Source organism: Pedobacter paludis (genome assembly GCF_003173575.1).
GTDB classification, from domain to species: Bacteria; Bacteroidota; Bacteroidia; order Sphingobacteriales; family Sphingobacteriaceae; genus Pedobacter; species Pedobacter paludis.
The window spans coordinates 657,869-680,098 of record NZ_QGNY01000001.1 but is presented as its reverse complement, the minus strand read 5'-3'; the positions used below and the strand labels follow the sequence as shown (position 1 = coordinate 680,098).

21 protein-coding genes are annotated in these 22,230 nt (G+C 35.3%); 12 read left to right on the top strand and 9 right to left on the bottom strand.

Features of this window, described 5'->3' with window-relative positions; genetic code table 11:
* Positions 1 to 4 precede the first annotated feature (4 nt).
* The 6 genes from DF947_RS02900 (at position 5) to DF947_RS02875 (ending at position 7,209) form a co-directional block, all read left to right on the top strand.
* A complete protein-coding gene (locus tag DF947_RS02900; RefSeq protein WP_109928169.1) occupies positions 5 to 1,576 on the top strand; it encodes a SusD/RagB family nutrient-binding outer membrane lipoprotein in 1,572 nt (523 codons plus the stop codon).
* 24 nt (positions 1,577 to 1,600) lie between these two features.
* Positions 1,601 to 3,169, top strand: coding sequence for a DUF5689 domain-containing protein (locus DF947_RS02895; RefSeq protein WP_109928168.1), 1,569 nt, complete (start codon positions 1,601 to 1,603; stop codon positions 3,167 to 3,169).
* Positions 3,170 to 3,253: 84 nt separating this feature from the next.
* Positions 3,254 to 4,666, top strand: a complete 1,413-nt coding sequence (locus DF947_RS02890) for a calcineurin-like phosphoesterase C-terminal domain-containing protein (RefSeq protein WP_109928167.1) — start codon at positions 3,254 to 3,256, stop codon at positions 4,664 to 4,666.
* 5 nt (positions 4,667 to 4,671) lie between these two features.
* The gene (locus tag DF947_RS02885) at positions 4,672 to 5,571 is read left to right on the top strand and encodes a glycerophosphodiester phosphodiesterase family protein (protein ID WP_109928503.1); all 900 of its coding nucleotides are present in this window, start codon (positions 4,672 to 4,674) and stop codon (positions 5,569 to 5,571) included.
* A gap of 24 nt (positions 5,572 to 5,595) precedes the next feature.
* Positions 5,596 to 6,495 carry a glycerophosphodiester phosphodiesterase family protein gene (locus tag DF947_RS02880; protein WP_109928166.1) on the top strand — a complete coding sequence of 300 codons (900 nt, stop codon included), beginning with the start codon at positions 5,596 to 5,598 and terminating at the stop codon, positions 6,493 to 6,495.
* A gap of 21 nt (positions 6,496 to 6,516) precedes the next feature.
* Complete coding sequence (locus DF947_RS02875; RefSeq protein WP_109928165.1) at positions 6,517 to 7,209, top strand: GDSL-type esterase/lipase family protein; 693 nt, start codon at positions 6,517 to 6,519, stop codon at positions 7,207 to 7,209.
* Here the strand turns inward: DF947_RS02875 and bioD are convergent.
* The 4 genes from bioD to DF947_RS02855 all read right to left on the bottom strand — a co-directional run bounded on the left by bioD (position 7,201) and on the right by DF947_RS02855 (position 10,324).
* A complete protein-coding gene (gene bioD, locus DF947_RS02870) occupies positions 7,201 to 7,809 on the bottom strand; it encodes a dethiobiotin synthase (protein ID WP_109928164.1) in 609 nt (202 codons plus the stop codon). The two genes, DF947_RS02875 and bioD, sit on opposite strands and share 9 nt — an antisense overlap.
* Entirely contained in the window at positions 7,802 to 8,932 is a 1,131-nt protein-coding gene (locus DF947_RS02865; protein ID WP_109928163.1) for an aminotransferase class I/II-fold pyridoxal phosphate-dependent enzyme, read from the bottom strand. Before DF947_RS02865 ends, bioD begins: the two co-directional genes overlap by 8 nt.
* Positions 8,933 to 9,019: 87 nt before the next feature.
* Positions 9,020 to 9,469 (bottom strand): hypothetical protein, encoded by a 450-nt coding sequence (locus tag DF947_RS02860; RefSeq protein ID WP_109928162.1) that lies wholly within the window; start codon positions 9,467 to 9,469, stop codon positions 9,020 to 9,022.
* A gap of 78 nt (positions 9,470 to 9,547) precedes the next feature.
* Complete coding sequence (locus tag DF947_RS02855; protein ID WP_109928161.1) at positions 9,548 to 10,324, bottom strand: XRE family transcriptional regulator; 777 nt, start codon at positions 10,322 to 10,324, stop codon at positions 9,548 to 9,550.
* A 133-nt stretch (positions 10,325 to 10,457) separates the two neighbouring features.
* Here DF947_RS02855 and DF947_RS02850 point away from each other — a divergent pair, with 133 nt between their 5' ends.
* Positions 10,458 to 10,808, top strand: a complete 351-nt coding sequence (locus tag DF947_RS02850; RefSeq protein WP_109928160.1) for a GIY-YIG nuclease family protein — start codon at positions 10,458 to 10,460, stop codon at positions 10,806 to 10,808.
* 95 nt (positions 10,809 to 10,903) lie between these two features.
* On the opposite strand, the gene DF947_RS02845 is transcribed toward DF947_RS02850, so the two are convergent.
* The 4 genes from DF947_RS02845 to DF947_RS02830 all read right to left on the bottom strand — a co-directional run bounded on the left by DF947_RS02845 (position 10,904) and on the right by DF947_RS02830 (position 17,455).
* Positions 10,904 to 11,230 carry a helix-turn-helix domain-containing protein gene (locus DF947_RS02845; RefSeq protein WP_109928159.1) on the bottom strand — a complete coding sequence of 109 codons (327 nt, stop codon included), beginning with the start codon at positions 11,228 to 11,230 and terminating at the stop codon, positions 10,904 to 10,906.
* Positions 11,227 to 11,574: a type II toxin-antitoxin system RelE/ParE family toxin gene (locus DF947_RS02840; RefSeq protein WP_109928158.1), complete on the bottom strand. Its 348-nt coding sequence runs from the start codon at positions 11,572 to 11,574 to the stop codon at positions 11,227 to 11,229. The genes DF947_RS02845 and DF947_RS02840 overlap by 4 nt, the downstream gene beginning before the upstream one ends.
* Before the next feature lie 104 nt (positions 11,575 to 11,678).
* Entirely contained in the window at positions 11,679 to 14,831 is a 3,153-nt protein-coding gene (locus DF947_RS02835; RefSeq protein WP_109928502.1) for a peptidase MA family metallohydrolase, read from the bottom strand.
* 179 nt (positions 14,832 to 15,010) lie between these two features.
* Positions 15,011 to 17,455: a transglycosylase domain-containing protein gene (locus tag DF947_RS02830; protein ID WP_109928157.1), complete on the bottom strand. Its 2,445-nt coding sequence runs from the start codon at positions 17,453 to 17,455 to the stop codon at positions 15,011 to 15,013.
* A gap of 144 nt (positions 17,456 to 17,599) precedes the next feature.
* On the opposite strand from DF947_RS02830, the gene DF947_RS02825 reads away from it, so the two are divergent.
* Positions 17,600 to 18,478, top strand: a complete 879-nt coding sequence (locus DF947_RS02825; protein WP_109928156.1) for a polyphosphate kinase 2 family protein — start codon at positions 17,600 to 17,602, stop codon at positions 18,476 to 18,478.
* Between the two features lie 29 nt (positions 18,479 to 18,507).
* Here the strand turns inward: DF947_RS02825 and DF947_RS02820 are convergent, their stop codons facing one another.
* Positions 18,508 to 19,287, bottom strand: coding sequence for an SAM hydrolase/SAM-dependent halogenase family protein (locus DF947_RS02820; protein WP_109928155.1), 780 nt, complete (start codon positions 19,285 to 19,287; stop codon positions 18,508 to 18,510).
* Positions 19,288 to 19,390: 103 nt separating this feature from the next.
* On the opposite strand from DF947_RS02820, the gene DF947_RS02815 reads away from it, so the two are divergent.
* The 4 genes from DF947_RS02815 (at position 19,391) to DF947_RS02800 (ending at position 22,203) form a co-directional block, all read left to right on the top strand.
* Entirely contained in the window at positions 19,391 to 20,350 is a 960-nt protein-coding gene (locus DF947_RS02815; RefSeq protein WP_109928154.1) for a PhoH family protein, read from the top strand.
* Between the two features lie 95 nt (positions 20,351 to 20,445).
* Complete coding sequence (locus DF947_RS02810) at positions 20,446 to 20,721, top strand: hypothetical protein (protein ID WP_109928153.1); 276 nt, start codon at positions 20,446 to 20,448, stop codon at positions 20,719 to 20,721.
* 116 nt (positions 20,722 to 20,837) lie between these two features.
* Positions 20,838 to 21,782 (top strand): phosphoribosylaminoimidazolesuccinocarboxamide synthase, encoded by a 945-nt coding sequence (locus DF947_RS02805; protein WP_109928152.1) that lies wholly within the window; start codon positions 20,838 to 20,840, stop codon positions 21,780 to 21,782.
* 43 nt (positions 21,783 to 21,825) lie between these two features.
* Complete coding sequence (locus tag DF947_RS02800) at positions 21,826 to 22,203, top strand: STAS domain-containing protein (protein WP_109928151.1); 378 nt, start codon at positions 21,826 to 21,828, stop codon at positions 22,201 to 22,203.
* The last annotated feature ends 27 nt before the right edge of the window (positions 22,204 to 22,230 follow it).

The window sequence follows — 22,230 nt, the reverse complement described above, 5'->3', positions numbered from 1 at the left end:
AAAAATGAAAAAGAATCTATATAAAATTATCGGTGCGGTTTTAGTGTCAGTCACAACACTTTCCTCATGCGATAAGGGTTTTCAAGAAATCAATGTCGACCCGATTAACATTATCTCTACCAAACCAGAAAAATTATTAGCGCCGGCTTTGGTAAATACTTTAGGTCCAGCTATGATGCGTAACCGTAACTTTAACAACGAGTTAATGCAGGTTACCGTTGCCATAAGTGATGGCGATGGAGCAGTTTTTAGATATGAATACAGAAGTACATTCTCTGATTATTTATGGAATGCATGGTATATACAGCTAACAAACTTTAAGGATGTTTATTCTTTAGCCGGAAAACCAGAAATGCTGAACAAATCTTATCAAGGTATTTCTTTGGTTTGTCAATCGTGGATTTATTCGATGCTTACCGATACTTATGGAGACATTCCATATTCAAAATCTAATCTTGGTAACAGTGGTGTTTTAGAAGCACCCTTTGATAAGCAAAAAGACATTTACCTTGATATGTTTAATAAACTTGAAGAGGCAAATACTTTATTAAGCGCTGGAACAACAATTGTTCCATCAAGCGATCCGGTTTTTAATGGAGACATTACAAAATGGCGTAAATTCTGTAACTCTTTATATTTGAGGTTATTGCTAAGGGTTTCTGGAAAATCTGAAGTTTCCGCTCAGGTTATTGCTAAAATTAAGGAGATTGTTGATACTAAAAGTACTACATATCCAATCATGACAAATAATGCGGATTGTGCAACTTTAAAATGGAGTGGTACAATTGGTACTGATGCTTACGTTTCGCCTTATGTAAACGGTGTTCGTGCTCAGGATTTTAGATCTCCTGCAATTGGAAGTTTCTTTATTGATCACTTAAGTAACTGGGGCGATCCACGTATAGATATTTCTGTAGCTAATGGCTATGCGGTTTCAGGCGTTAATCGTCTTGGAATTTCGCAGGGAGCTACAGGTGGTTTTAAAGGTGTTCCAAGTGGTTATGCAGTGGGTGCAGGTGTTGTAAAAGAAGCCTATTTTTATTCTTACGATCAAACCAGTACGGGTACTCTTGGTGTGCGATCTTTACAACAATCGCCATTAACAGGTATTTTAATGAATTATGCTGAAGTACAGTTTATTCTATCCGAGGCAGCTGCAAAAGGCTGGATCAGTGGGTCGGCAGAAACTTATTATAACACAGGTATCGCGGCTGCTATTAATTATTGGGTTCCAACTTTCCCTACTTCAATATCATCACAAGTGGTTAAAGATTACATAACCAATGCTGATATTGATTGGGACAACACTTTACCGCTCGATGGAAAGATGGAACAAATTCATTTACAGAAATATTATGCATTATTCTTGGTAGATATGGAGCAATGGTTCGAATATCGTAGAACTGGCCATCCGATTTTGCCTAAGGGTGCAGGATTGAGAAACGGTGGTGTAATGCCTGCTAGAATGGCTTATCCAGTATATGTTCAGTCTGCAAATCCAACCAATTATCAAACTGCTGTCGCCGCACAAGGACCCGATGTAATATCTACAAATGTTTGGTGGCAAAAACCATAATTAATAACGCTTAAAATTATTAAAATGAAAAAGATAATATTATACAGCATTCTTCTGTTTTCGGTACCATTTATTTGGTCAGGCTGTAAAAAATCAAATTATCCAGGCGGAACGATAAGTCCAAACATTGGCCTTTTCGATTTACGAAATCTCTACAAAGGCTCTGATGTAACCTTAAGTACCGACAATATGTTTGGTTCTACCAGCATCAGTGCAGTTGTGATTTCTGATCACTCTGGAAAAAATTTACCCGCAGGCATTTTGTTTGTTCAAGATAGACGCAGATTAAATGAACTTCGTGGTATACAGATTCCTTTAGCAGAAGCATCAAATTATGTTACTGGCGATTCTGTAATGATTAATGTTGAGGGTGCAGTTTTAAAACGAGTTAATGGAAACCTTCAAATTACAAATGTTTCTGCTAGTGCAATTAAAAAAGTAGCCTCTAATGTAAAAATTATTCCAAATAGAGTGCCTAGTTCTGCAATTTTGGCAAATCCAGATAAATACGAAAGTACCCTTTTGTCAATCGTAAAAGGAACCTACAATCCTCAGCTTGCTCCAACAGATGTATTATCTGGAGACAAAGCCTTGAATGACGGTTTCGATGATATAACACTTCATACTGAAGCAACTGCAACTTTTGCAAATACAATACCTCCAATTTCTGGAAATTATTTAGGTATTATTGTTAATAAAGTAGGTACGGATGGTAAAGTTGTACCTCAACATAGATTGCGTACCGCCTCTGATATTGTAACCTTAAGTTCGGTAGTGGAAATACCTGCATTCGTGATTTCTGGTTTTATTGCCGATCCAATGGGTACTGATGCAAACAATGAATACATTCAGTTTTTGGCAACAAAGGATATCAACTTTGCAGTAACGCCATTCTCTGTTGTAACAACCAATAATGCGGGTGCTTCAACACCGGTTGGAAATCCTACAAACGGTTGGGCAACGGGAGATATCAGAACTTATAAATTCAATTTAACTACAGGAACAGTAGCAAAAGGTCAGTTCTTTTATGTTGGCGGTGCCAATAAATTAATTAATAGTACAGGTTCAACAAGTATTGCATCATCAAAATGGATTAGATCATTTAACTATTCTACCACAAATGGTGACGGCTTTGGAACTAAAACAACCAACTTACTTGCAAATAGCGGTAACGCATATGGTATTGCGGCCTTTGCAGGTACAACTGTTGATGCTTCTACAAGACCAATTGATGTGGTATTTGTTTCAAGTGGCGGAAGTTTATTCTCTGCTGGCCCACCTGCTGTAGGTTATAGAATTGGCAACACCGATTTATATGACGTGATTGATCCAATTACTTTGGCAAGTCAACCTTTTTACAGACAAGGAACAAACACCTTATTCTTTGCATATCATCCAAATGCAGTTGCAGATCAAGGCTACTACTACAAACTTGGTGGTATATACAGTGTTACCTTGGGTAAATGGGTTAAAGCCAGAACATCTACCAATTTCTTGTTAACCAAAACGTCACAATTAAATGAAATTGAAGGGGTGTTCCCAGCTCCAACGGCAGATAATCCAGATGGAGTTCCATCTACTACGCTCAAATAATTAAGTTTGAATTGTTAATCAAGGAAGTCGTAAAGGCTTCCTTGATTTTTTTAAAAGTAAAATCGTCCTAATATTTTTCTATACATGAATAGAAGATCCTTCATTCAAAAAACAGGATTGCTAACAACAACCTTATTTGTTAGCTTAAAATCTTTCTCTGCATTCTCACTGCTCGATAGTGATAACAAAATTAATGGTCAGGTAACCAGCAAAGGAAAAGGTATTGCCAATGTTGTAGTTTCTGATGGTTTTAATGTGGTTCAGACGGATAAAAATGGCAATTACACAATTGAGGTTAATGCGCTTGCTAAGTTTATTTGGATTAGTACACCATCTGGTTATGAATTTACTACAGATAGTTTCTTAGCGAAACATTACGAGCAGTTGGCTAGTAAAACGACGCTGAATTTTGAACTAAAGGCTATGAAAGTTGATGACCACAAACACAACTTCATTATCTGGGCTGATCCGCAGGTTAAGAACAAAAAGGATGTAGAAAAAATGATGGCAACATCCGTTCCCGATACCAAAAAAGTGATTAATTCGATGGGAAAAATTCCGGTTCACGGAATTACCGTAGGTGATATCGTTTGGGATAATCATGATCTTTTTGAAGATTATAATAAAGCTGTAGTTGAAATGGGCATTCCATTCTTTCAATGCTTAGGCAACCATGATATGGATTATAGAATGGGTGGCGATGAAACCTCTGATAAAACTTTCCGAGAGCATTATGGGCCAACCTATTATTCCTTCAATAGAGGTAGGGCACACTATGTTGTAATGGATGATGTTCGTTATTTGGGCGTAGAAAGAACTTATGATGGTTTTATCACTCAAGCCCAGTTAGATTGGTTGGCCAAAGATTTAAAATATGTTGCCAAGGATGCGCTCATCATAGTTAATCTTCATATTCCGGTGCACAACTCGGTAAAAAATAACAAAGATTTATATGCCGTTTTAAAAGGTTTTACCAATGTTCACATTATGTCTGGCCATACGCATTACAATCGAAATGTGATTACGGATGGTATTTTTGAGCACAATCATGGCGCCGTTTGTGGTGCTTGGTGGACAGGCCCAGTTTGCGAAGACGGAACACCTAGAGGTTACGGCGTTTACGAGGTTAATGGAACTGAATTAAAGTGGTATTATCAGCCAACGGGTTTAAGCAGAAAAGAGCAGGTTCATATTTATGTTGATGAATTAACCAACCAAAAAAGGCTAATTGCAAATGTTTGGAACTGGGACCCAAAATGGAAAGTAGAATACTTCTTGGATGGAAAGGCAATGGGCGAGATGGAAAATCAGAAAGGTTACGATCCAGAAACCGTAAAGCTTTATAAAGGTGATACTTTGCCTGCGGGCAGAACTTTTCCAGAACCGCATTCAACTGAACATTTATTTGTTGCACATTTTGCTCCATCAGTTAAGAAGGTAAAGGTTGTAGCTACAGATCGTTTTGGAGAAAAATTCGAAGCAGAATTTAATGGCTAATGCAAATGAAACTTACAGGATGGATTGTTAGTCTGATTTTTTTTACTTTAACGCTTAATAAGAGCGAGCGTAAAAGGAATCTGGAATACCCTGCATTTAGTGCAGAAGCACACCGTGGTGGGAGAGGATTAATGCCAGAAAACACCATTCCTGCAATGCTTTCAGCCTTAAAGAATACCGATATAAGCACTTTAGAAATGGATACCCACATTACTAAAGATGGAGAAGTTGTGGTAACACATGATGATTATTTAAGCAGTGAATTTATGCTCAGGCCTGATGGATCTGAAATTGATAAAACCGAAGCAAAGAAATATGTGATCTATCAGATGGATTATAAATCCCTCAAACAGTTTATAATCGGATCAAAGCATTACCGAGCATTTCCACAACAACAAAAAGTAAAAACTTATATTCCTCGTTTGGCAGATTTAATTGATTCCATTCAATATGCTATAAAAAGTACCGGAAGGAAACAATGCTTTTACGACATTGAGATAAAATCATCTGAAAAAGGAGATGATATCTTTCATCCTAAACCTGAAAAGTTTGCCGAATTATTACTTTCAGTCATACAGAAAAAGGGAATTTTGCCCTTTACCGTTATACAATCTTTTGATAAAAGAGCGCTTCAATTTGTACATAAAAAATACCCTTCAGTTAAAATTTCCTACTTGGCCAATAACGATAAAACTTACGAAGAACATATTGCAGACTTAGGTTTTAAGCCCTTTATTATTGGATCGTCGTATAAAGGCTTTAATCCAGATATTATTAAAAAAGCTCATGCAGACGGTGTAAAAGTTTTAACGGCTACCGTTAATACAAAAGAGGAAATTGAAAAATTAAGAGCTTTAAAAATCGATGGAATTATGACCGATTATCCAAACCTATTTCAAAACTAAATCAGCCAAATCAAATCTAAAATTATGAAATTAAGAGCAACCGTTTTTGTATTACTTGTAGCCAGTTTGTATTCAGCGAGATCTTTTAGTCAGGCACAATTTCCTGCTTTTAGCGCAGAAGCACATCGCGGTGGAAGAGGTTTGATGCCAGAAAACACAATCCTTGCCATGTTAAATGCAATGAAAATTGAGGGCATTACAACTTTGGAAATGGATACCCACATTACCAAAGATGGAAAGGTTGTGGTTACACACGATGATTATTTAAGCCCTGGCTTTATGCGTACACCTGACGGGCAGGATATTCCAGTTACTGACGCAAAGAAGTATCCTATTTTTGGAATGAATTATTCAGAATTAAAACAATTTGATTTGGGTTCAAAGGAATTAGCCGGTTTTCCTAGACAGCAGAAAATTAAAACTCAAATTCCTTTGTTGGAAGATTTAATTGATGCTGTGCAAAAGGATATCAAGACGAATAAAAGAAAACCTTATTTCTATAATATTGAAACAAAATGTGATGTAAAAGGCGATGGCGTTACAAACCCGGATCCCGAAACCTTTGTTAGCTTATTAATGGACGTACTTAAAAAGAAAAAGATTTTAGATTATGTAGTTATCCAATCCTTTGATAAGAGAACCATCCAGATCATCAATAAGAAATATCCTAAAGTAAGAACCTCGTTTTTGGTTGCCAATAAAAAAACTTACGAAGAAAACATTGCAGATTTAGGTTTTAAACCATTTATTTTAAGCCCAGTATCTCAAATGGTAAATACGGAATTGGTCAAAAAAGCGCATGAAGATGGTGTTAAAATCATTCCATGGACTGCAAATACGGCGGAAGAAATCAAAAGACTTAAAGATTTGAATGTGGATGGAATCATTTCTGATTATCCTGATGTATTGGTCCAAACGAAATAGAACATTAAATTAATAAAAGCTATGAGAACATTTTTTTATAAAACATTCATTTTATTGGGTTTAGTAATTGCGATTAATTTTAATTCGGTACAAGCACAAACCGCAAAGTGGGATAGTACTTACAGACCGGCAATATTTCCTAAAAAAGTTGCTGACTTTAAAGCAGAGCCAAAATCCAAAACCGATATTATCTTTCTAGGAAACAGCATTACGGCTGGAACAGATTGGGCAAAGTTGTTGGACTTGCCTCAAGCTAAAAATAGAGGGATCTCTGGTGATATTAGTTTTGGTGTTTTGGAGCGTCTTCAGGATGTGATTGATGGAAAGCCTTCGAAAATATTTATCCTAATCGGTATAAATGATATTTCAAGAAATATTCCCGATAGTGTAATCCTAAGCAACTATAAAAAAATGATTACCAGAATTAGAAAGGGCTCCAAGAAAACCAAAATCTATTTTAACACGCTTTTACCCGTTAACAGTGCTTTTGAAAAATTTAAAAACCATTACGGAAAAGATGAGCACATTCTTTGGCTAAATGATGAAATTAGAAAGCTTTCGGCAAAAAATGTAACCATCATCGATTTATATCCAAACTTTACAGATAAGGATCAGCATTTAAGAGCCGAACTTACAAAAGATGGTTTGCACCTTATTCCAGAAGGATATAAAGTTTGGGCAGAATTGCTAAAAAAAGGTAATTATCTAAAGTAATATATCTTCCCCAGCCAAAAGAACTTGTTGTTTATCAATTTTTACCAAGCTAGGAACGTATCCTAGCTTTTCTATTTTGGCGTATTTCAAAATAAATCTTTCAGTTTCTAAGTTTTCATCGCCATTAAAAATTATTCCCTTAATCTTAATGTTGTGCTGATTTAATAAGTTGATTGATAAGAGTGTATGGTTAATGCTTCCCAGATAATTCTGAGAAACCAAAATCACTTCAGCATCTAATTTTTGAATTAAATCAACCATCAGTTCATTTTCATTTAAGGGCACCATCAAACCACCAGCACCCTCAATAATAAGGTTGTTCTCTGTTTCTGGAATAACAATTTGATTCAGATCGATGGTTATGCCATCTAATTTCGCGGATAAATGTGGAGACAGGGGTTGTGTCAATCGATAGCTTTCCTGATGGATTATAGTTTTCTCATTACTAATTAAGCTGGCAATTGTTTTGCTATCGCTTGTTTCCAAATCTCCAGATTGAATAGGTTTCCAATAATCTGCCTTAAGTTTTTCTGTTAAAATTGCGCTGATTAAAGTTTTGCCAATTCCTGTTCCTATCCCGGTAATAAAATATTTAGCCATTTAGCTGGATTTCTTTTAAATGATTAACCAATAAAGTTATTTCCTCATCGGTATTAAATGTATGAAGACAAATTCTAAGTCTTTCCTTTCCAACTGCCACCGTTGGGCTTAATATCGCACGAACATCAAATCCTTTATCCTGCAATATCCTTGAAGCATTTTTAGTTGCTTCATTAGTAGAAAATATTATTCCTTGGATGGTGCTTAAACTATTTAAAGATTGGATTTCATTCTCCTCAATCAGTTTTCTGAAAAGCTCAATCTTTTTATGGATTTTTTTATGTTCTGATTTTGCAAGCTGTTGGTACGCTACTCTAACCGCTACAATATTATGAACGGGGGCAGCTGTTGTGTAAATAAATGATCTGGCGAAGTTGATTAAGAAATGGCGTAGACTTTTACTTCCCAGTACAATTGCGCCGTGTACGCCAATTGCCTTTCCAAAGGTTACAATTTTGGCAAAAACTTTATTTTGAAGGTTATATTCGTTAACTAAACCCTTTCCTAAATCGCCAAAAATTCCGGTAGCGTGCGCTTCATCAACAATTAGGTTGGCATTATATTTTTCGCAGAGTAATGCTATTTCCGATAGTGGAGCTAAATCTCCATCCATAGAATATACACTTTCGACCACCACAAAAGTATTTCCTTTGGCAATTTTAAGTTTTGCTTCCAGCTCAATCATATTGTTATGGTCAAATTTATAACGGGTAGCATGGCTTAACCTGCAACCATCAATAATGCTTGCATGAATTAACTCATCGGTAATTATCGTATCGCCACGTTGTGGGATACTAGAAAGCAAGCCCAGGTTTGCATCGTAACCAGAGTTAAATATTAGCCCACATTCGGCCTGATGAAAATCTGCGATAAATTGTTCAGTTTCTTCAATGTAGGCAGAATTACCACTCAACAATCTCGATCCACCCGAACCATTTTTATAATTGGGGAGGTTAGAAAGAGTTTCGGAAATTAAGTTTGTTAACTTTTCTGATTTTGCAAAGCCCAGATAATCGTTCGAACAAAAATCAATGGGCGGGAAGTTGCTCGATAAATTTCTTATGGAAAGATTATCTTCTCTTTCTTTTAATTTTAAATTAAGAAATTGCTCGATATTACTCATTGGCCAAAAATAAAGAAAGCGTTCCGTTTATCGGAACGCTTTCGAAAAAATTGTACTATTTTAAAATTTATCAAGCCAATTTTAAAATTATCCCTGAGTTGGCGGATTAGATACTACAGGTTCTTTATCTTTTTTGCCTCTTCCCATACCTGGTTTTCTATCTTTCATTTTCTCTTTGGCCTCGCTTCTTAATGCTTCCATTTTTGTTTTTTGCTCAGGCGTTAAAATGTTGTCCAAATCGGCTTTGGTTTTATCCATAGAAGCTTTCATTTCGCCTCTTTTAGCTTTCATATCCGCCGGATTTCCGGTTCTCATGGCATCCATTTTTTTTGCTCTATCTAACTCAATCTGATAAACCTTAGTTTTTTGATCAGCGGTTAAACCTAATCTCTTTTCCATGCCGGCAGTAGCTTTTTCAGCTCTCTGCTCTGCTGTTAATTTAGGCATTTCTCTTCTTGCCTTTCTGGTTGTGTCTTGAGCAAATACAGCAGTAAAACCCATTACCGCGATTGCTATTGTTAAAATTGCTTTTTTCATGTTTATATCTTTTTATGTGTTTGTAATAGATAGATGTGAAAAAAGGCAAACGGTTTAATCGGTTACTGTTAAAAGATGTTAATTCTTATTGAGTTGAGAAATAGATTTCTGCATTTGGGCCATCATTTGTGTTAATGTTTCCATTGTTGGATCTGGAGCTGGTTCTGGTAACGATGTAGAAATGTAGGCTTTAGCTCTCCAAATTTCTAAAATGTCATCAGCCGCAATTGTATAGGCGTCGTATACTTTATTGTCGGATATTAATTTTAAATCTTTATTCTCCCTGAATCGATTACCCGCTCTTTTATAAACTACACCTTCATTTTTGCTAATTACAATATAAGTTTCACCGGTTTTTACTTCGTTCCAGTTATCTAAATATTCTCCAATAATTACACTGCCAGGCTGAACAGGCAACATACTATCGCCCATAATTTCGAAAGCACGGAAAGTACCCTGACGAAGTGCTGCCAATGGCAATTGAAATTTGGGCAGATCACTTATATATTGTGGATCGGAAAAACCATTTAAATAACCAGCGCTTGCCTTAACCGGAACGAGTTCAATGTTCTCTCTGTCGTTTTGATCAACAGATATACTGAGTACTCTTAAGTTAGAACCTGTGCTTTTCGGTTTGGGTTTCCAGCTATCCGAAATCTTTTCGTTTATGAATTCATCGATGGTTAAGTCGAAATATTCAGCTATTTTTTTTAGTAAATCATATTTCGGTTCAGCTCGGTCTTCTTCATAAGCGCCGATTAGCGATCTCTTGATTTCCATAATATCAGCGAAATTTTGCTGTGTATGGCCTTTTTTCTTCCTGAGGTACTTTAAATTATTTGAAATATTTGACATAAAAATAAATTTTAAAATAAATTTGGAATTACTAAAATAGTTAGTAATTTTATGCTCATAAAGTTAGTAATATTATTTTGATTTGCAAGAGGGTATACTAAATAGTTTAGTTTTAATTTTTAAACACGTTATTATGAAAAAGTTTGTTTACATCGTTACTGACAGAAATCGCACAACTATGCACGTAGGTATGAGTTCTGATTTGATTAAGACATTGGATTTTTACAAGCAGATGCCAAACTTATTTTTCGATAATGGAAAACAATTAACCCGCTTGGTTTATTTTGAGGAATTTAAAACAGAAGCACAAGCTTTAGGTCGTTTTAAAGTAATTAGTCGTTTTACCAGAATGCAGAAAGAACGCCTGGTAAGATCTTGTAACCCTGACTGGATTGATTTAACGATCGGTTTAGATTTTGAAAATATCCTTTTGCATAGAAATATGACGAATCAGGTTAAACTTGCTTTTACGAGTTTATCTTAGTTAATAGGAATAACAAATGCTCTCACACTAAAAAAGCGATCAAATTAGTTTTGATCGCTTTTTTAGTCTTGAATTTTATAATTATGTTCACTTTCTTACACGAGTTGAACATATTGGTTTTCAAGTGTTACGTTAAAATGTATATCTGCCTTTAACGCTTTAAAAACTTTCAGAATAGTATCAATTGTCGCACTATTTGTGCCGCTTTCCAATTTCGAAATTTGAGATTTTTGAACACCAATAAGTTGTCCTAACTGCTCTTGTGTCAAATTACGTTCTTGTCGTGCTGTTTTTATCATTCGTCCCAAAACATCCATACGCAGTTCATATTCATAGTTGTCTCTTTCTGCCGTACCAACTTGTCCGATATATTTATCTTTCATTTCGGCAAGTGAATATGATTTAATTTCTGTCGCTTTCATCGTTTACCTTTTAACTTATTTTCAAAATACTTTACCCTAATTTTTACTGCACGTTCAATTTCATTCTTGGGAACCTTGTCCACTTTTTTGATGAAACCATGAGTGGCAAGAACCAACGTTTCCTTACCATCTGTTTTATCCCAAAACGCAAGAAGTCGAATTTGAAGTCCTGCATACTTTGTCCGAAACTCCCAAATGTCGTTTTGTAATTTCTTGAAAAGTTTTGGGTCATTTGTTTGTTCGGCCAGATCGATATTGTAGAGTACTTTTCTTGCAGATTTTATATCAAGTTCAGCGATAAACTTATCGGCTTCTTCTAAAAATCTAGTCTGAAAATATTGCATCTACTTTTAACAAAGATAAAAAAAATGTTTCCAAAAATAGAAACATTTTTTTATCATTTTAACAATAACTGGGTATTTAATACCTAATTCTATATTAAAGTATTTTACCAACCCGGTGCAAAAGTTAAACCGAATACACCTGCCTTAACATCCTTACGCTGAAAAGGAATTGCATAATATGGCTCTAAAACAAAATAACCAAAAACATTTACCCGCAGTGAAATTCCGACACTCATGGCTGGCACACGTTCGTTTGTAGTTTGATATGAACCAATTACAACTCCATTTTCGTCTTTAACTGGTACATCTGTATAGGTTGGTTCGCTTTTAAAAGCAACCTTTGTATCATTCGTCCAAGCTAAACCTGCATCAAAAAATAGGTTTAAATCCGTAAATAAAAATTTAGATGGAATTGCTGCTAATTTCTTCGGACCGGTAAATGGTAAGCGCAATTCGAAGTTGAATACCGCTATTTTACTTCCGCTTAATTGGTTTATATCAAAGGACTGATCTGATCTTTGTGAGGTTGTTTTATAAATCGAATTGGATTCATAGCCTCTAATTAAGTAAGGATAGCCTACATACATTGGATAAAGACGATCTGCATCTTTACCAATTCGAAGTGTATTGTAAGATCTTGCGGCAATGGTAACAGGTTTTAATCTCCAGTATTTTCTTAAATCGGCAGTAACACCTGCGAAGTTATAAGTTCCGAAATATTTTTCTCCACTTACACGGTATCTAAAACCGTCTAACGGGCCGGTTAATCCAAATATTGAATTATCGCCCACAAAGCCAGCATTTAATTGATAAAGTGTAAAAGAGTTAAAAGGAACTCCATAATCTAAAGATGCCTGATCATTTGAAATTTTACTTCGATCAGAACCTAAGTAATAGCCATCAGGACTATAATAATTACTGTAACGATCAATTCTATAGCTGTAATGAGAGAACGCCCCACCCAATTCAAATCGGTGTATCTTACTAAAAGGATAGGCTCCAAAAACCTGAACCTGATCTTCAAAAGTTCTGATAATATCTGTTCTATAGTTTATGGCATCTGTTGTCTGGTTGTTTGAGGTTGGCAATTGTTCAAAACCATAAGAGCTAAATCCCGAAACGTAGGGGATATGAGAAACTGCAGCTCCCCAATTAATTCTACTTTTTTGGTTAATATAACCTACTAAACCACCAAAATCATAAATTTCTCCATTGACTGATAAATTTGCAATAATCTGGTTGGTTCCTAAAATATCGCTGAACATGCCAACAATTCCACCAGAAACACCAGTCCCAAATCGGCTACTGGATACACCAACACCACTATTTGCCAAATAATCCAATCTGAATTTTGGTGTGTAAGGAACTGTTCTTAAAGAATCGGCAACTACTTTCTCAAAACGATCGTAATTATTCAAATTCGAATTGATGATGTTTACACCAACATTTTCCATAGGTGGAAGAATGGCTGCATCGAAATTCTCTTCTCGATTTCCAACACGCTTTGCTTTAAAGCTGCTTAATTTTGCATTATACAAAGTATAGCGCTGATAGCGATAATAACTATAAACAATATCATCCGTGGTAGATACAGAAATTGCAGGAGAAAATTCCGTAATCCCACTAATCCCGGTAAAATAGTCGGTTAATTGATCAACAGTATTATCTGCAAAGTTGTATTTGTATAAATTTCTAAATCCATCTCTATTTGATAAGAAATAAATATTCTGACTATTTGAAGAGAACTGTGCATTTAAATTATTCGCCCCCGGAAATACATCTAAATTGCTTACTGATTTTGTAGCGATATCATAAACAGCCAAATTGATCGGATTAACCGCATTTACATTTTTCCCCTGAATGGCAGCTCTATCCGATGAGAAAACTAATTTTTTTCCATCAGGAGAATAACTTGGTGCATAATCAGAATACACATCATTTGTAATTTGGGTAATGGTTTTAGTATCTAGATTATACGAGAAAATATCACTCTGACCCTCAACCATTCCAGAAAAAGCTACATCTTTTCCATTAGGTGCCCAGGTTAAATTTCCAAACTGCTGTACTTGTTGCATAGCTGTTTGCGAAACTGTGCTACCATTGGCAACATCAATTATCATCATCTGATTTTTACCGTGACTAAAAATACTGAATGCAAATTGCTTGCTATCTGGCGACCATGCACCTGCAGATTCTATAAAATTAAAATCATCAATATGGCCATTGGAAATCTGACTGCTCAGTTTTCTGATAATTCTTCCCGTTTTAGCATCAGCCAAAAACAGGTCGATTCCGAATAAATCCTTTTCAGACATGAAAGCCAGATATTTGCCATCAGGACTAAGGGCAGGGGCAACGTTCATATTTCCTGCATTCTTATTATCGATAATTTTTGTTCCGGTAATTTTAATCTGAGAACTATCGGCTTTGAGCATTGGTTTATAATGTTCATCTATCGCATTTTTCCACAAGCCTGATAACGTTTTATCATCATATCCGAAGGTATATCTTATTGCATTTTCATATCCATATTTGGCCGTATTTTTAAATAAAGGCACAATTGTAGTATCGCCATATTGAGAACCAATGTAAGTCCAAAAGGCTTGTCCGTAGCGATAAGGGAAATATTTGTTTGAATTGGTTAAATCCTTCAAAGAGGGAATATCCCGATTCAGCATGGCATCGCGCATCCACATTGAAGTAAAAGCATCTTTTTTACCGATTGATAGGTATTCTGCCATACCTTCTACCATCCAAAGAGGCGTATTGCCAACATTTTCTAAACTGATTGAATCCTTTTCGAGTAAAAGATGGTATTGAAATGCGTGTACCAGTTCATGACCCAAAACGTGTCTGGTTTGACTATTAAGCTCCATAACAGGCATGATAACCCTGTTTTTAAGCGCTTCAGTTACACCGCCAGTACCGATACCAATTTCGCCCTGAAGTGCTGTGGTTTGTTGGAAATCTGGATGATTATTGTAAAGAATAATTGGATTCTTTTTTAAGAAGGTATCTCTAAAAACCTCTTGGTGCATTTTATACCAAGTTTCGGCATCCTGAGAAAATCTTTTTAATAAATTTTCATTTTTAATATAATAGTAAATTTCAAAGTGGGGCGTTTGTAAAACTTTGAAATCAAGCTTTTTATACCTCACTTTGTTTTGTCCGAAATACTGTGCTTTAACAGAGAAAGAAAGAATAAGCAAGAGCAAAATCGGGATGTATCGTTTCATTAAAGTAAAGCCTATTTTCATATGTTTGGTTTTAGTAAAATGTATAATCATGTACGGAAATACGGTAGTATAGGATTCTGAAAATAAAAATAGCAATTGTTTAAACTACTATTTAAATTTTAACATTTTTTAAAGAGGAATTTCCTTAAAATCGAGTATTTATAACATGATTTTAAGGAAATTGTATGCTTTTTGGAGAATTAGTTATCTACTTTTTTCTTCTCTCTTTCTTCTTGTCGCTGTTTTCTTTTCAACTCACGTTCTTCTTTTTTAGTAAGCGGAACAGTTGTAGCCGGCTGATTTTGGACAGGCTCTGTTTTAGTTTCTTCCTTTTTAACCTCAGGTTGTACAGTTGCAGCAGGTGTGGTGTTGGCAGGATCTTCTGGTACCGTAAATTCTGTTGAATCGACAAGTACACTATCAGTAGAACTTGTATCGGCTACAATTTGTGGACTTGGGCAATTTATAATTCTAGTAATTGGAACCGTAGATTTAGGGAAAGGACCGTAGGTATAACCTGTTGATGGATCTAAATAAACCTTTTCCATAAACTTAGCAAATATTGGCAATGCTGTTCTAGAGCCTTCGCCTTGTTCGCCGTTTTTAAAATGCGCTGTTCTTTCATCGCAACCTACCCAAACACCCGTTACCAAATCTTTTGTTAAACCCATATACCAGGCATCTACATAATCAGAAGATGTACCTGTTTTACCACCAATTTGATTGTTCTTTTTAAATAAGTTTGGCCATTCCCATAACGCCTGAGATGTTCCTCCAGGTTCTTCCATGCCCCCACGGAACATGTACGTCATTAACCAAGCAATTTCTTCTGTTAAAACTCTTTTTGTTTTCGGCTTAAATTCGTCGATTAAATTGCCATCCAAATCAGTAATTTTCTCTACTAAAATTGGGTCGGTTTTTACACCTTTATTCATGAAAGTGCTATAAGCCTTAACCATTTCATAAACGGTAACATCGTTTGAGCCTAAGCTTACAGAAGGAACAGATTCTAAATGACTATCAATTCCACATTCGTGGGCATACTTTACAACATTATCCCAGCCAACTTTTTCAGTAACCTGTGCCGTAATGGTATTAACTGATTTTGCCATTGCCCAACGAAGACTCATTTCACGATAAGAGACACTATAATCGGCATTTTTAGGTTCCCAATATTTGGTTTCACCCTTATCTTGATAAGCAATTTTAACAGGTTTATCTGTAAATTTATCGCATGGGTTCATTCCTTGTTCCAAAGCGGTTAAATACGCAAATGGCTTAAAAGTAGAACCAGCTTGACGTTTTGATTGGTTAACGTGATCGTATTTAAAGAATTTATGATCGATACCACCAACCCAAACTTTGATTTTTCCCGTAGAGGGTTCCATAGTCATCATTCCGGTATTTAGAATTTTGCCATAATAACGAATGGAATCTAAAGTTGAAAACAATGTATCGCGATCACCTTTGTAAGTGAAAATCTGCATCCGTTTCTTTTTATTGAAGTAGGCCAAAACAGAATCTGGATTGTTTGGGAATTTTTTCTGCAAAAGACTATAAATCGGCAAGTTTTTCATTGCTCGATCAGGATAATCTACTTTTTGCTTTTCGGAATCGTACCATGGATCTTCATTTCCCCAAACGCTATAAAACCTTCTTTGCAAAGTCTTCATTTGCTCAGCAACAGCCTCTTCAGCATAATTTTGAAGCTTAGAATCTATTGTGGTGTAAATTTTCAGTCCGTCTTCGTATAAATCGTATCCATTATCGGTACACCATTTTTCCAGGTATTTTGCAACGGCTGCACGCAAATAAGAATCACCATCACTACCATCTTCCATTTTTCCTTCCTTAAGTTTAATTGGCTGTTGACTTAATAAGGCTAAACTATCTTTGCTTAAATATTTGTATTTATTCATTTGGCCCAATACAGTATTTCGTCTAACCAAAGCCCTGTCTGGATTTTTTGTTGGATTATAAAACGATGTTCCCTTTAACATTCCAACCAGCATTGCCGATTCGTTAACAGATAAATCCTTTGTTTCCTTATCAAAATAAATACGACTTGCCGTTTTAATTCCGTAGGTATTGTTGCCAAACGAAACTGTATTTAAATACATGGTGATGATATCGTTTTTAGAATAGTTGGATTCCAATTTAACAGCCGTCATCCATTCTTTTAATTTAGGTATCAGCTTTCTAACCAATGGAATTTTAGATAGCAACCCCGAAGATTTATTATACCGAGTTCTATATAAATTTTTGGCCAATTGTTGCGTAATGGTACTTGCGCCTCCATCTTTACCCATTCCAACTACCGCTCTGGCTACCGCTTGAGCATCAATACCCCAGTGTTTGTAAAAACGAACATCCTCGGTTGCAACCAAAGCGTTTATTACACTAGGCGAAATTTCATTATAATTAACGGGTGTTCTGTTCTCTTTAAAATATCTTCCAATCAATTTACCATCAGAAGTATAAAGTTCAGAGCCAACTCTTAAAGTTGGTGCTTTAATATCGCGATAGCTTGGTGAGTACCCAAAAAGCCATAAAAAGTTAAGTTGAAGTGCGGAGAAGAAAATTATTATAAAAAAAATACCGATTGCCGAATAACGTAAGTACTTGTTTTTTATCTCTTTAAACATATTGGTCAAGATGTTGTATGGGTAAATGCTTTGGGGTTAAATATAAAAAACTCCAAATGCAAATTAACGTATTTAATTTACTTATTTTTTAGTTCTATATTTAAATAATTGATGGACTAACTTATCTAAATTTAACACATAAGTATGAAAAACGAATTTAAGAGCCTAATTGTACAGGGAGATAAAAAATTTTCTTTAAAAAACGTTAAAACCGATTATACTGGAGGGTATTCCAAAGAGAAAGCGAAAGATGCATTGATTAATTCTAAAATCGAGATTAATCATCTTCAGGAAAAATTATATGCTTCTGGTACACAATCGGTTCTGATCCTTTTCCAAGCGATGGATGCAGCAGGTAAAGACAGTGCTATAGAGCATGTAATGAGCGGTTTAAACCCACAAGGCTGTCAGGTTTTTAGTTTTAAGGTTCCAACGTCAGAAGAATACGAGCACGATTTTTTGTGGAGACATTATAAAGCGCTACCGGAAAGGGGAAGAATCGGAATCCATAACCGTTCTCATTATGAAAATGTTTTGGTTTGCAAGGTTCATCCAGAATACATTTTAAGTGAAAATATTCCTGGCTTTGCCGATGTGAAAAAGATAAATAAGGATTTTTGGAAACAGCGTTATCAAAGCATTCGCAATTTTGAAGAACATTTAACCGCTAACGGAACGGTTATTATAAAGTTCTTTTTAAACGTAAGTAGGGCAGAACAGAAGGAACGTTTTTTAGAAAGGATAGAAGATCCAACTAAAAACTGGAAGTTCTCTTCAGGAGATATTAAGGAACGGGCCTTGTGGGATGATTATATGAAAGCTTACGAGGATGCCATAAATGAAACCAGTACTAAAGATGCGCCTTGGCATATCATTCCTGCAGATAAAAAATGGTTTGCCCGTTTAGCAATTAGCGAGATTATAGAAGATAAAATGAAAAGTTTAAATCTAAAATTTCCTGTTTTGGGCGAGGAAGAACAGGGGAAATTAAGCGAAACTAAAATGGCGCTATTGGCGGAGTAGAAATTAATGAATCTTCGTTGTATATTTTTTTAAGGATGAAATTCAACTCTAACAATATCACCTAAATGCAAACCCAGTAAACCGCTTGCTTTACCTTTATTAATTGCAATTTCCAAATGATTGCTAATTCCGAAAAGGCAAAGTTTTTCACCTTCCTGAACTTCGTTGTAATGCCAGCTGAGTTGAGTAATGGTTTCACTTTTTCTAAAGTATAGCGTAAAATCCCTGTTTTTTTGGATTTTAGTGAAAAGCTCTTTGGTTATGTTAGTAATTACATTACAAAAAGTATCAATATAAACCACACTTCCCCTAATAATATCTCGCTCAATAACAGGGTGTAAAAGCATTTTTTGTTCAATCTCCGCTACAGGTAAACCAATATCTTTAAGTTTACCACCTTTGGCTAAATGTGTGGCCGCTTTAACAAAAATATCTACCAATGGGAAATGGAGATATTTTAAATCCTGCATAATGTTAAGCTCTACTACATCTTCGGGAACATCATCAAAAAGCAGGGAAAAGATGCCATTATCTGCGCCTACAAAAAAATGATCTTTGTGCTTTATCGCAATATATTTTGTGTTTTCACTGTAAACAGAATCAATCCCAATTAAGTGTACTGTATTCTTTGGAAAATAAGGAAAAGCGTTTTTTAGAACGAAAGCCGCGTAAGAAATATTGAAAGAAGGAACTTCATGTGTGATATCAACTAAGGTAACAGTAGGCATTAGACTCAACAGGCTACCCTTAAGGGCACTCTGGTAAAAATCTTTTGAACCTAAATCTGTTGTTAAAGTAATTATCCCCATTAAAAATTCATTATTATTGCTTATTCTTGTGTACAGGCCTAAGCGTCTGCAAATATTCAAATTTTAATTAATATACCCCGATAACTTTTTAAAATACTACAGTTTGAACGAATTAAAATTAACTCTGGATACCGTAAATCCTGCTCACTTTTGGGGGCCAAATAACGAGAATTACGAAATGATTAAAGGTGCTTTCGCAAAGTTGAAAATTGTAGCGAGAGGTAGTGGTGTAACAGTTCTCGGTGATGAACAGGAACTTAAGTCGTTTGAGGAGAAGTTTAACGAACTTGTTGCCCACATGGAAAAATACAGCGCCCTTAATGGTAACGATGTAGAATCTATTCTTGGCGCAAAGGCAACAGGAGTAGAGAAGAAAGTTACTGGTGAAGCCGGAGCAGGTGGTGGCGAAGTTATCGTTTTTGGTACAAATGGATTATTGGTTAAAGCCAGAACGGCCAATCAGCGCAAAATGGTAACCAGCATTGGTAAAAACGATATATTGTTCGCTATAGGCCCAGCGGGAACGGGAAAAACTTATACTGCCGTTGCTTTGGCTGTTAGGGCATTAAAAAATAAAGAAATAAAAAGAATTATTTTAACGCGTCCGGCGGTAGAAGCAGGAGAAAATCTAGGCTTTTTACCGGGTGATTTAAAAGAAAAAATAGATCCCTATTTACGCCCGCTATACGATGCCTTGGATGATATGATTCCTGCAGAAAAGCTAAAGTTCTACATTGAAAACCGTACGATTGAAATTGCACCGCTAGCGTTTATGCGTGGGCGTACGCTAGATAACTGCTTTGTAATATTGGATGAAGCACAAAATGCTACTGATATGCAGTTAAAAATGTTTTTAACAAGGATGGGACCAACAGCTAAGTTTATTGTAACGGGTGATGTAACCCAAATTGATTTACCCAAAAAACAAATGTCTGGCTTACACAATGGTTTACGCATTTTAGAGGGAATAAAAGGTATAGATATCATTTATTTAAGCGGAGAGGATGTTGTTCGCCATAAATTGGTTAAAGATATTTTGAAAGCCTACGGAGATATACAATAAGTAAGCGGTTAGAAATAAATTTGGCTTTATGTTGAGGTACCAAGACTTATCTGTTTCATTTTATTAAATGAAATTTAAATATTAGAAATAATTATATGGAAAGTATTTCATTAGATAATAATTTGAAGTTCTCTTTTGAAAAACTACCTCATACAATCAGATTGGTTATTTCTGAGAACGATGAAGAATGGGTTTGTAGAAAGGAAAAGCTTAAAAAATTATTTTCTTTTGCTGAAATGGATAAAGAGCATCTTTTTAAAGGTAGACTTCAGTTATATAAATCAGGTGATAAGATTAATATACAGGTAAAAAATGAACTTATCGGCTTAATTTCCGTTGGAGATTTTAAACAGGCTTTAAATAAATTGTAATGATTTAAACCTCGTAGCCGATAAAACTACGAGGTTTTTAATTTGTGTATTTTAACTCCCTACTTCTGTCGCCTGACCTCGTACTTTCCGACTTTTTTATTTATTTTTACCCCTTTATGAAAGCACTAAAAGAAACCCATTTTAATTTTCCAAATCAAAGCAATTATTACAAAGGTAAGGTTCGCGATGTATATACCATTGCTGATAAACTTATGGTAATGATTGTATCTGATCGGATCTCGGCATTCGATGTAGTTTTACCAGAGGCCATTCCTTTTAAGGGACAGGTTCTAAATCAAATTGCTGCTAAATTTTTATCTGCTACAGAAGACATTGTACCCAATTGGGTTTTAGATATTCCTGATCCAATGGTCACTATTGGTCGGATTTGTGAACCGTTTAAAGTAGAAATGGTAATTAGAGGATATTTGGCTGGGCATGCGTGGCGAGAATATAGCGCTGGTAAACGTACGGTTTGTGGTGTTTCTTTACCAGATGGTTTAAAAGAAAATGATAAGTTGCCAAAACCAATCATTACGCCAACTACCAAAGCATCGGTTGGGCACGATGAAGATATTTCTAAAGAAGATATTTTAGCTAAAGGAATTGTTTCTTTGGCAGATTATGAAAAATTAGAAGAATATACTTTTGCTGTGTATCAAAGAGGTACTGAAATTGCCGCAAAGTCTGGATTAATTTTAGTTGATACAAAATATGAGTTTGGAAAAGCAGATGGAGTAATCTATCTGATTGACGAAATCCACACACCTGACTCTTCTCGGTATTTTTATGCAGAAGGTTATCAGGAACGCCAAAATAACAATGAGCCTCAAAAACAGCTTTCCAAAGAATTTGTAAGGAAATGGCTTATTGAAAATGGTTTTCAAGGAAAAGATGGGCAAACAATTCCAGAAATGACCGAAGAGATTATTCATTCAATTTCAGAACGTTATATAGAATTATATGAGCAAATTGTGGGAGAAAAGTTCGTAAAGGCAGATGCAGATTCTATTTCGAGCAGAATTGAAAACAACGTTTTAACTGCTATTGAAAAACTTTAATTCGAAAAAATTTATACATTAGTACAATAAAGAAATTAGAGCGATGAAATTCTCGGTAGATAAACACGATAAATATGTAACCCTAAAGCTTAAAGAGCCAAAGTTTACTAATGATAATTCCCCTGGACTAAAATCTGAATTGTATTTACTTAATGCAGAAGGATTTAAAAATATAATTGTTGATTTAAGCCATGTAAAGGAATGTACGGATGCGCAAGATTTAAGCTGTTTATTGGTAGGAGACCGACTTTGCAAAAGTGCTAACGGTTTGTTTATTGTAACGGGCATTAATGATCAGCTGGCCCCAATTATAGAACTTTCAAACATATTTCAATCTGTAACGTTTGTAAATACATTAGCGGAAGCTACAGATTTCATCTTTATGGATGAACTGGAAAAGGAATTTAGAGGCGCAAAATAATTACATTTAAATATTAACGATGAGCCT

What these genes read in the sequence shown, in the direction of transcription:
- DF947_RS02900 (WP_109928169.1), top strand. Translation starts at nt 5, where the DNA reads ATGAAAAAGAATCTATATAAAATTATCGGTGCGGTTTTAGTGTCAGTC.
- DF947_RS02895 (WP_109928168.1), top strand. Translation starts at nt 1,601, where the DNA reads ATGAAAAAGATAATATTATACAGCATTCTTCTGTTTTCGGTACCATTT.
- DF947_RS02890 (WP_109928167.1), top strand. Translation starts at nt 3,254, where the DNA reads ATGAATAGAAGATCCTTCATTCAAAAAACAGGATTGCTAACAACAACC.
- DF947_RS02885 (WP_109928503.1), top strand. Translation starts at nt 4,672, where the DNA reads ATGAAACTTACAGGATGGATTGTTAGTCTGATTTTTTTTACTTTAACG.
- DF947_RS02880 (WP_109928166.1), top strand. Translation starts at nt 5,596, where the DNA reads ATGAAATTAAGAGCAACCGTTTTTGTATTACTTGTAGCCAGTTTGTAT.
- DF947_RS02875 (WP_109928165.1), top strand. Translation starts at nt 6,517, where the DNA reads ATGAGAACATTTTTTTATAAAACATTCATTTTATTGGGTTTAGTAATT.
- bioD (WP_109928164.1), bottom strand. Translation starts at nt 7,809, where the DNA reads ATGGCTAAATATTTTATTACCGGGATAGGAACAGGAATTGGCAAAACT.
- DF947_RS02865 (WP_109928163.1), bottom strand. Translation starts at nt 8,932, where the DNA reads ATGAGTAATATCGAGCAATTTCTTAATTTAAAATTAAAAGAAAGAGAA.
- DF947_RS02860 (WP_109928162.1), bottom strand. Translation starts at nt 9,469, where the DNA reads ATGAAAAAAGCAATTTTAACAATAGCAATCGCGGTAATGGGTTTTACT.
- DF947_RS02855 (WP_109928161.1), bottom strand. Translation starts at nt 10,324, where the DNA reads ATGTCAAATATTTCAAATAATTTAAAGTACCTCAGGAAGAAAAAAGGC.
- DF947_RS02850 (WP_109928160.1), top strand. Translation starts at nt 10,458, where the DNA reads ATGAAAAAGTTTGTTTACATCGTTACTGACAGAAATCGCACAACTATG.
- DF947_RS02845 (WP_109928159.1), bottom strand. Translation starts at nt 11,230, where the DNA reads ATGAAAGCGACAGAAATTAAATCATATTCACTTGCCGAAATGAAAGAT.
- DF947_RS02840 (WP_109928158.1), bottom strand. Translation starts at nt 11,574, where the DNA reads ATGCAATATTTTCAGACTAGATTTTTAGAAGAAGCCGATAAGTTTATC.
- DF947_RS02835 (WP_109928502.1), bottom strand. Translation starts at nt 14,831, where the DNA reads ATGAAAATAGGCTTTACTTTAATGAAACGATACATCCCGATTTTGCTC.
- DF947_RS02830 (WP_109928157.1), bottom strand. Translation starts at nt 17,455, where the DNA reads ATGTTTAAAGAGATAAAAAACAAGTACTTACGTTATTCGGCAATCGGT.
- DF947_RS02825 (WP_109928156.1), top strand. Translation starts at nt 17,600, where the DNA reads ATGAAAAACGAATTTAAGAGCCTAATTGTACAGGGAGATAAAAAATTT.
- DF947_RS02820 (WP_109928155.1), bottom strand. Translation starts at nt 19,287, where the DNA reads ATGGGGATAATTACTTTAACAACAGATTTAGGTTCAAAAGATTTTTAC.
- DF947_RS02810 (WP_109928153.1), top strand. Translation starts at nt 20,446, where the DNA reads ATGGAAAGTATTTCATTAGATAATAATTTGAAGTTCTCTTTTGAAAAA.
- DF947_RS02805 (WP_109928152.1), top strand. Translation starts at nt 20,838, where the DNA reads ATGAAAGCACTAAAAGAAACCCATTTTAATTTTCCAAATCAAAGCAAT.
- DF947_RS02800 (WP_109928151.1), top strand. Translation starts at nt 21,826, where the DNA reads ATGAAATTCTCGGTAGATAAACACGATAAATATGTAACCCTAAAGCTT.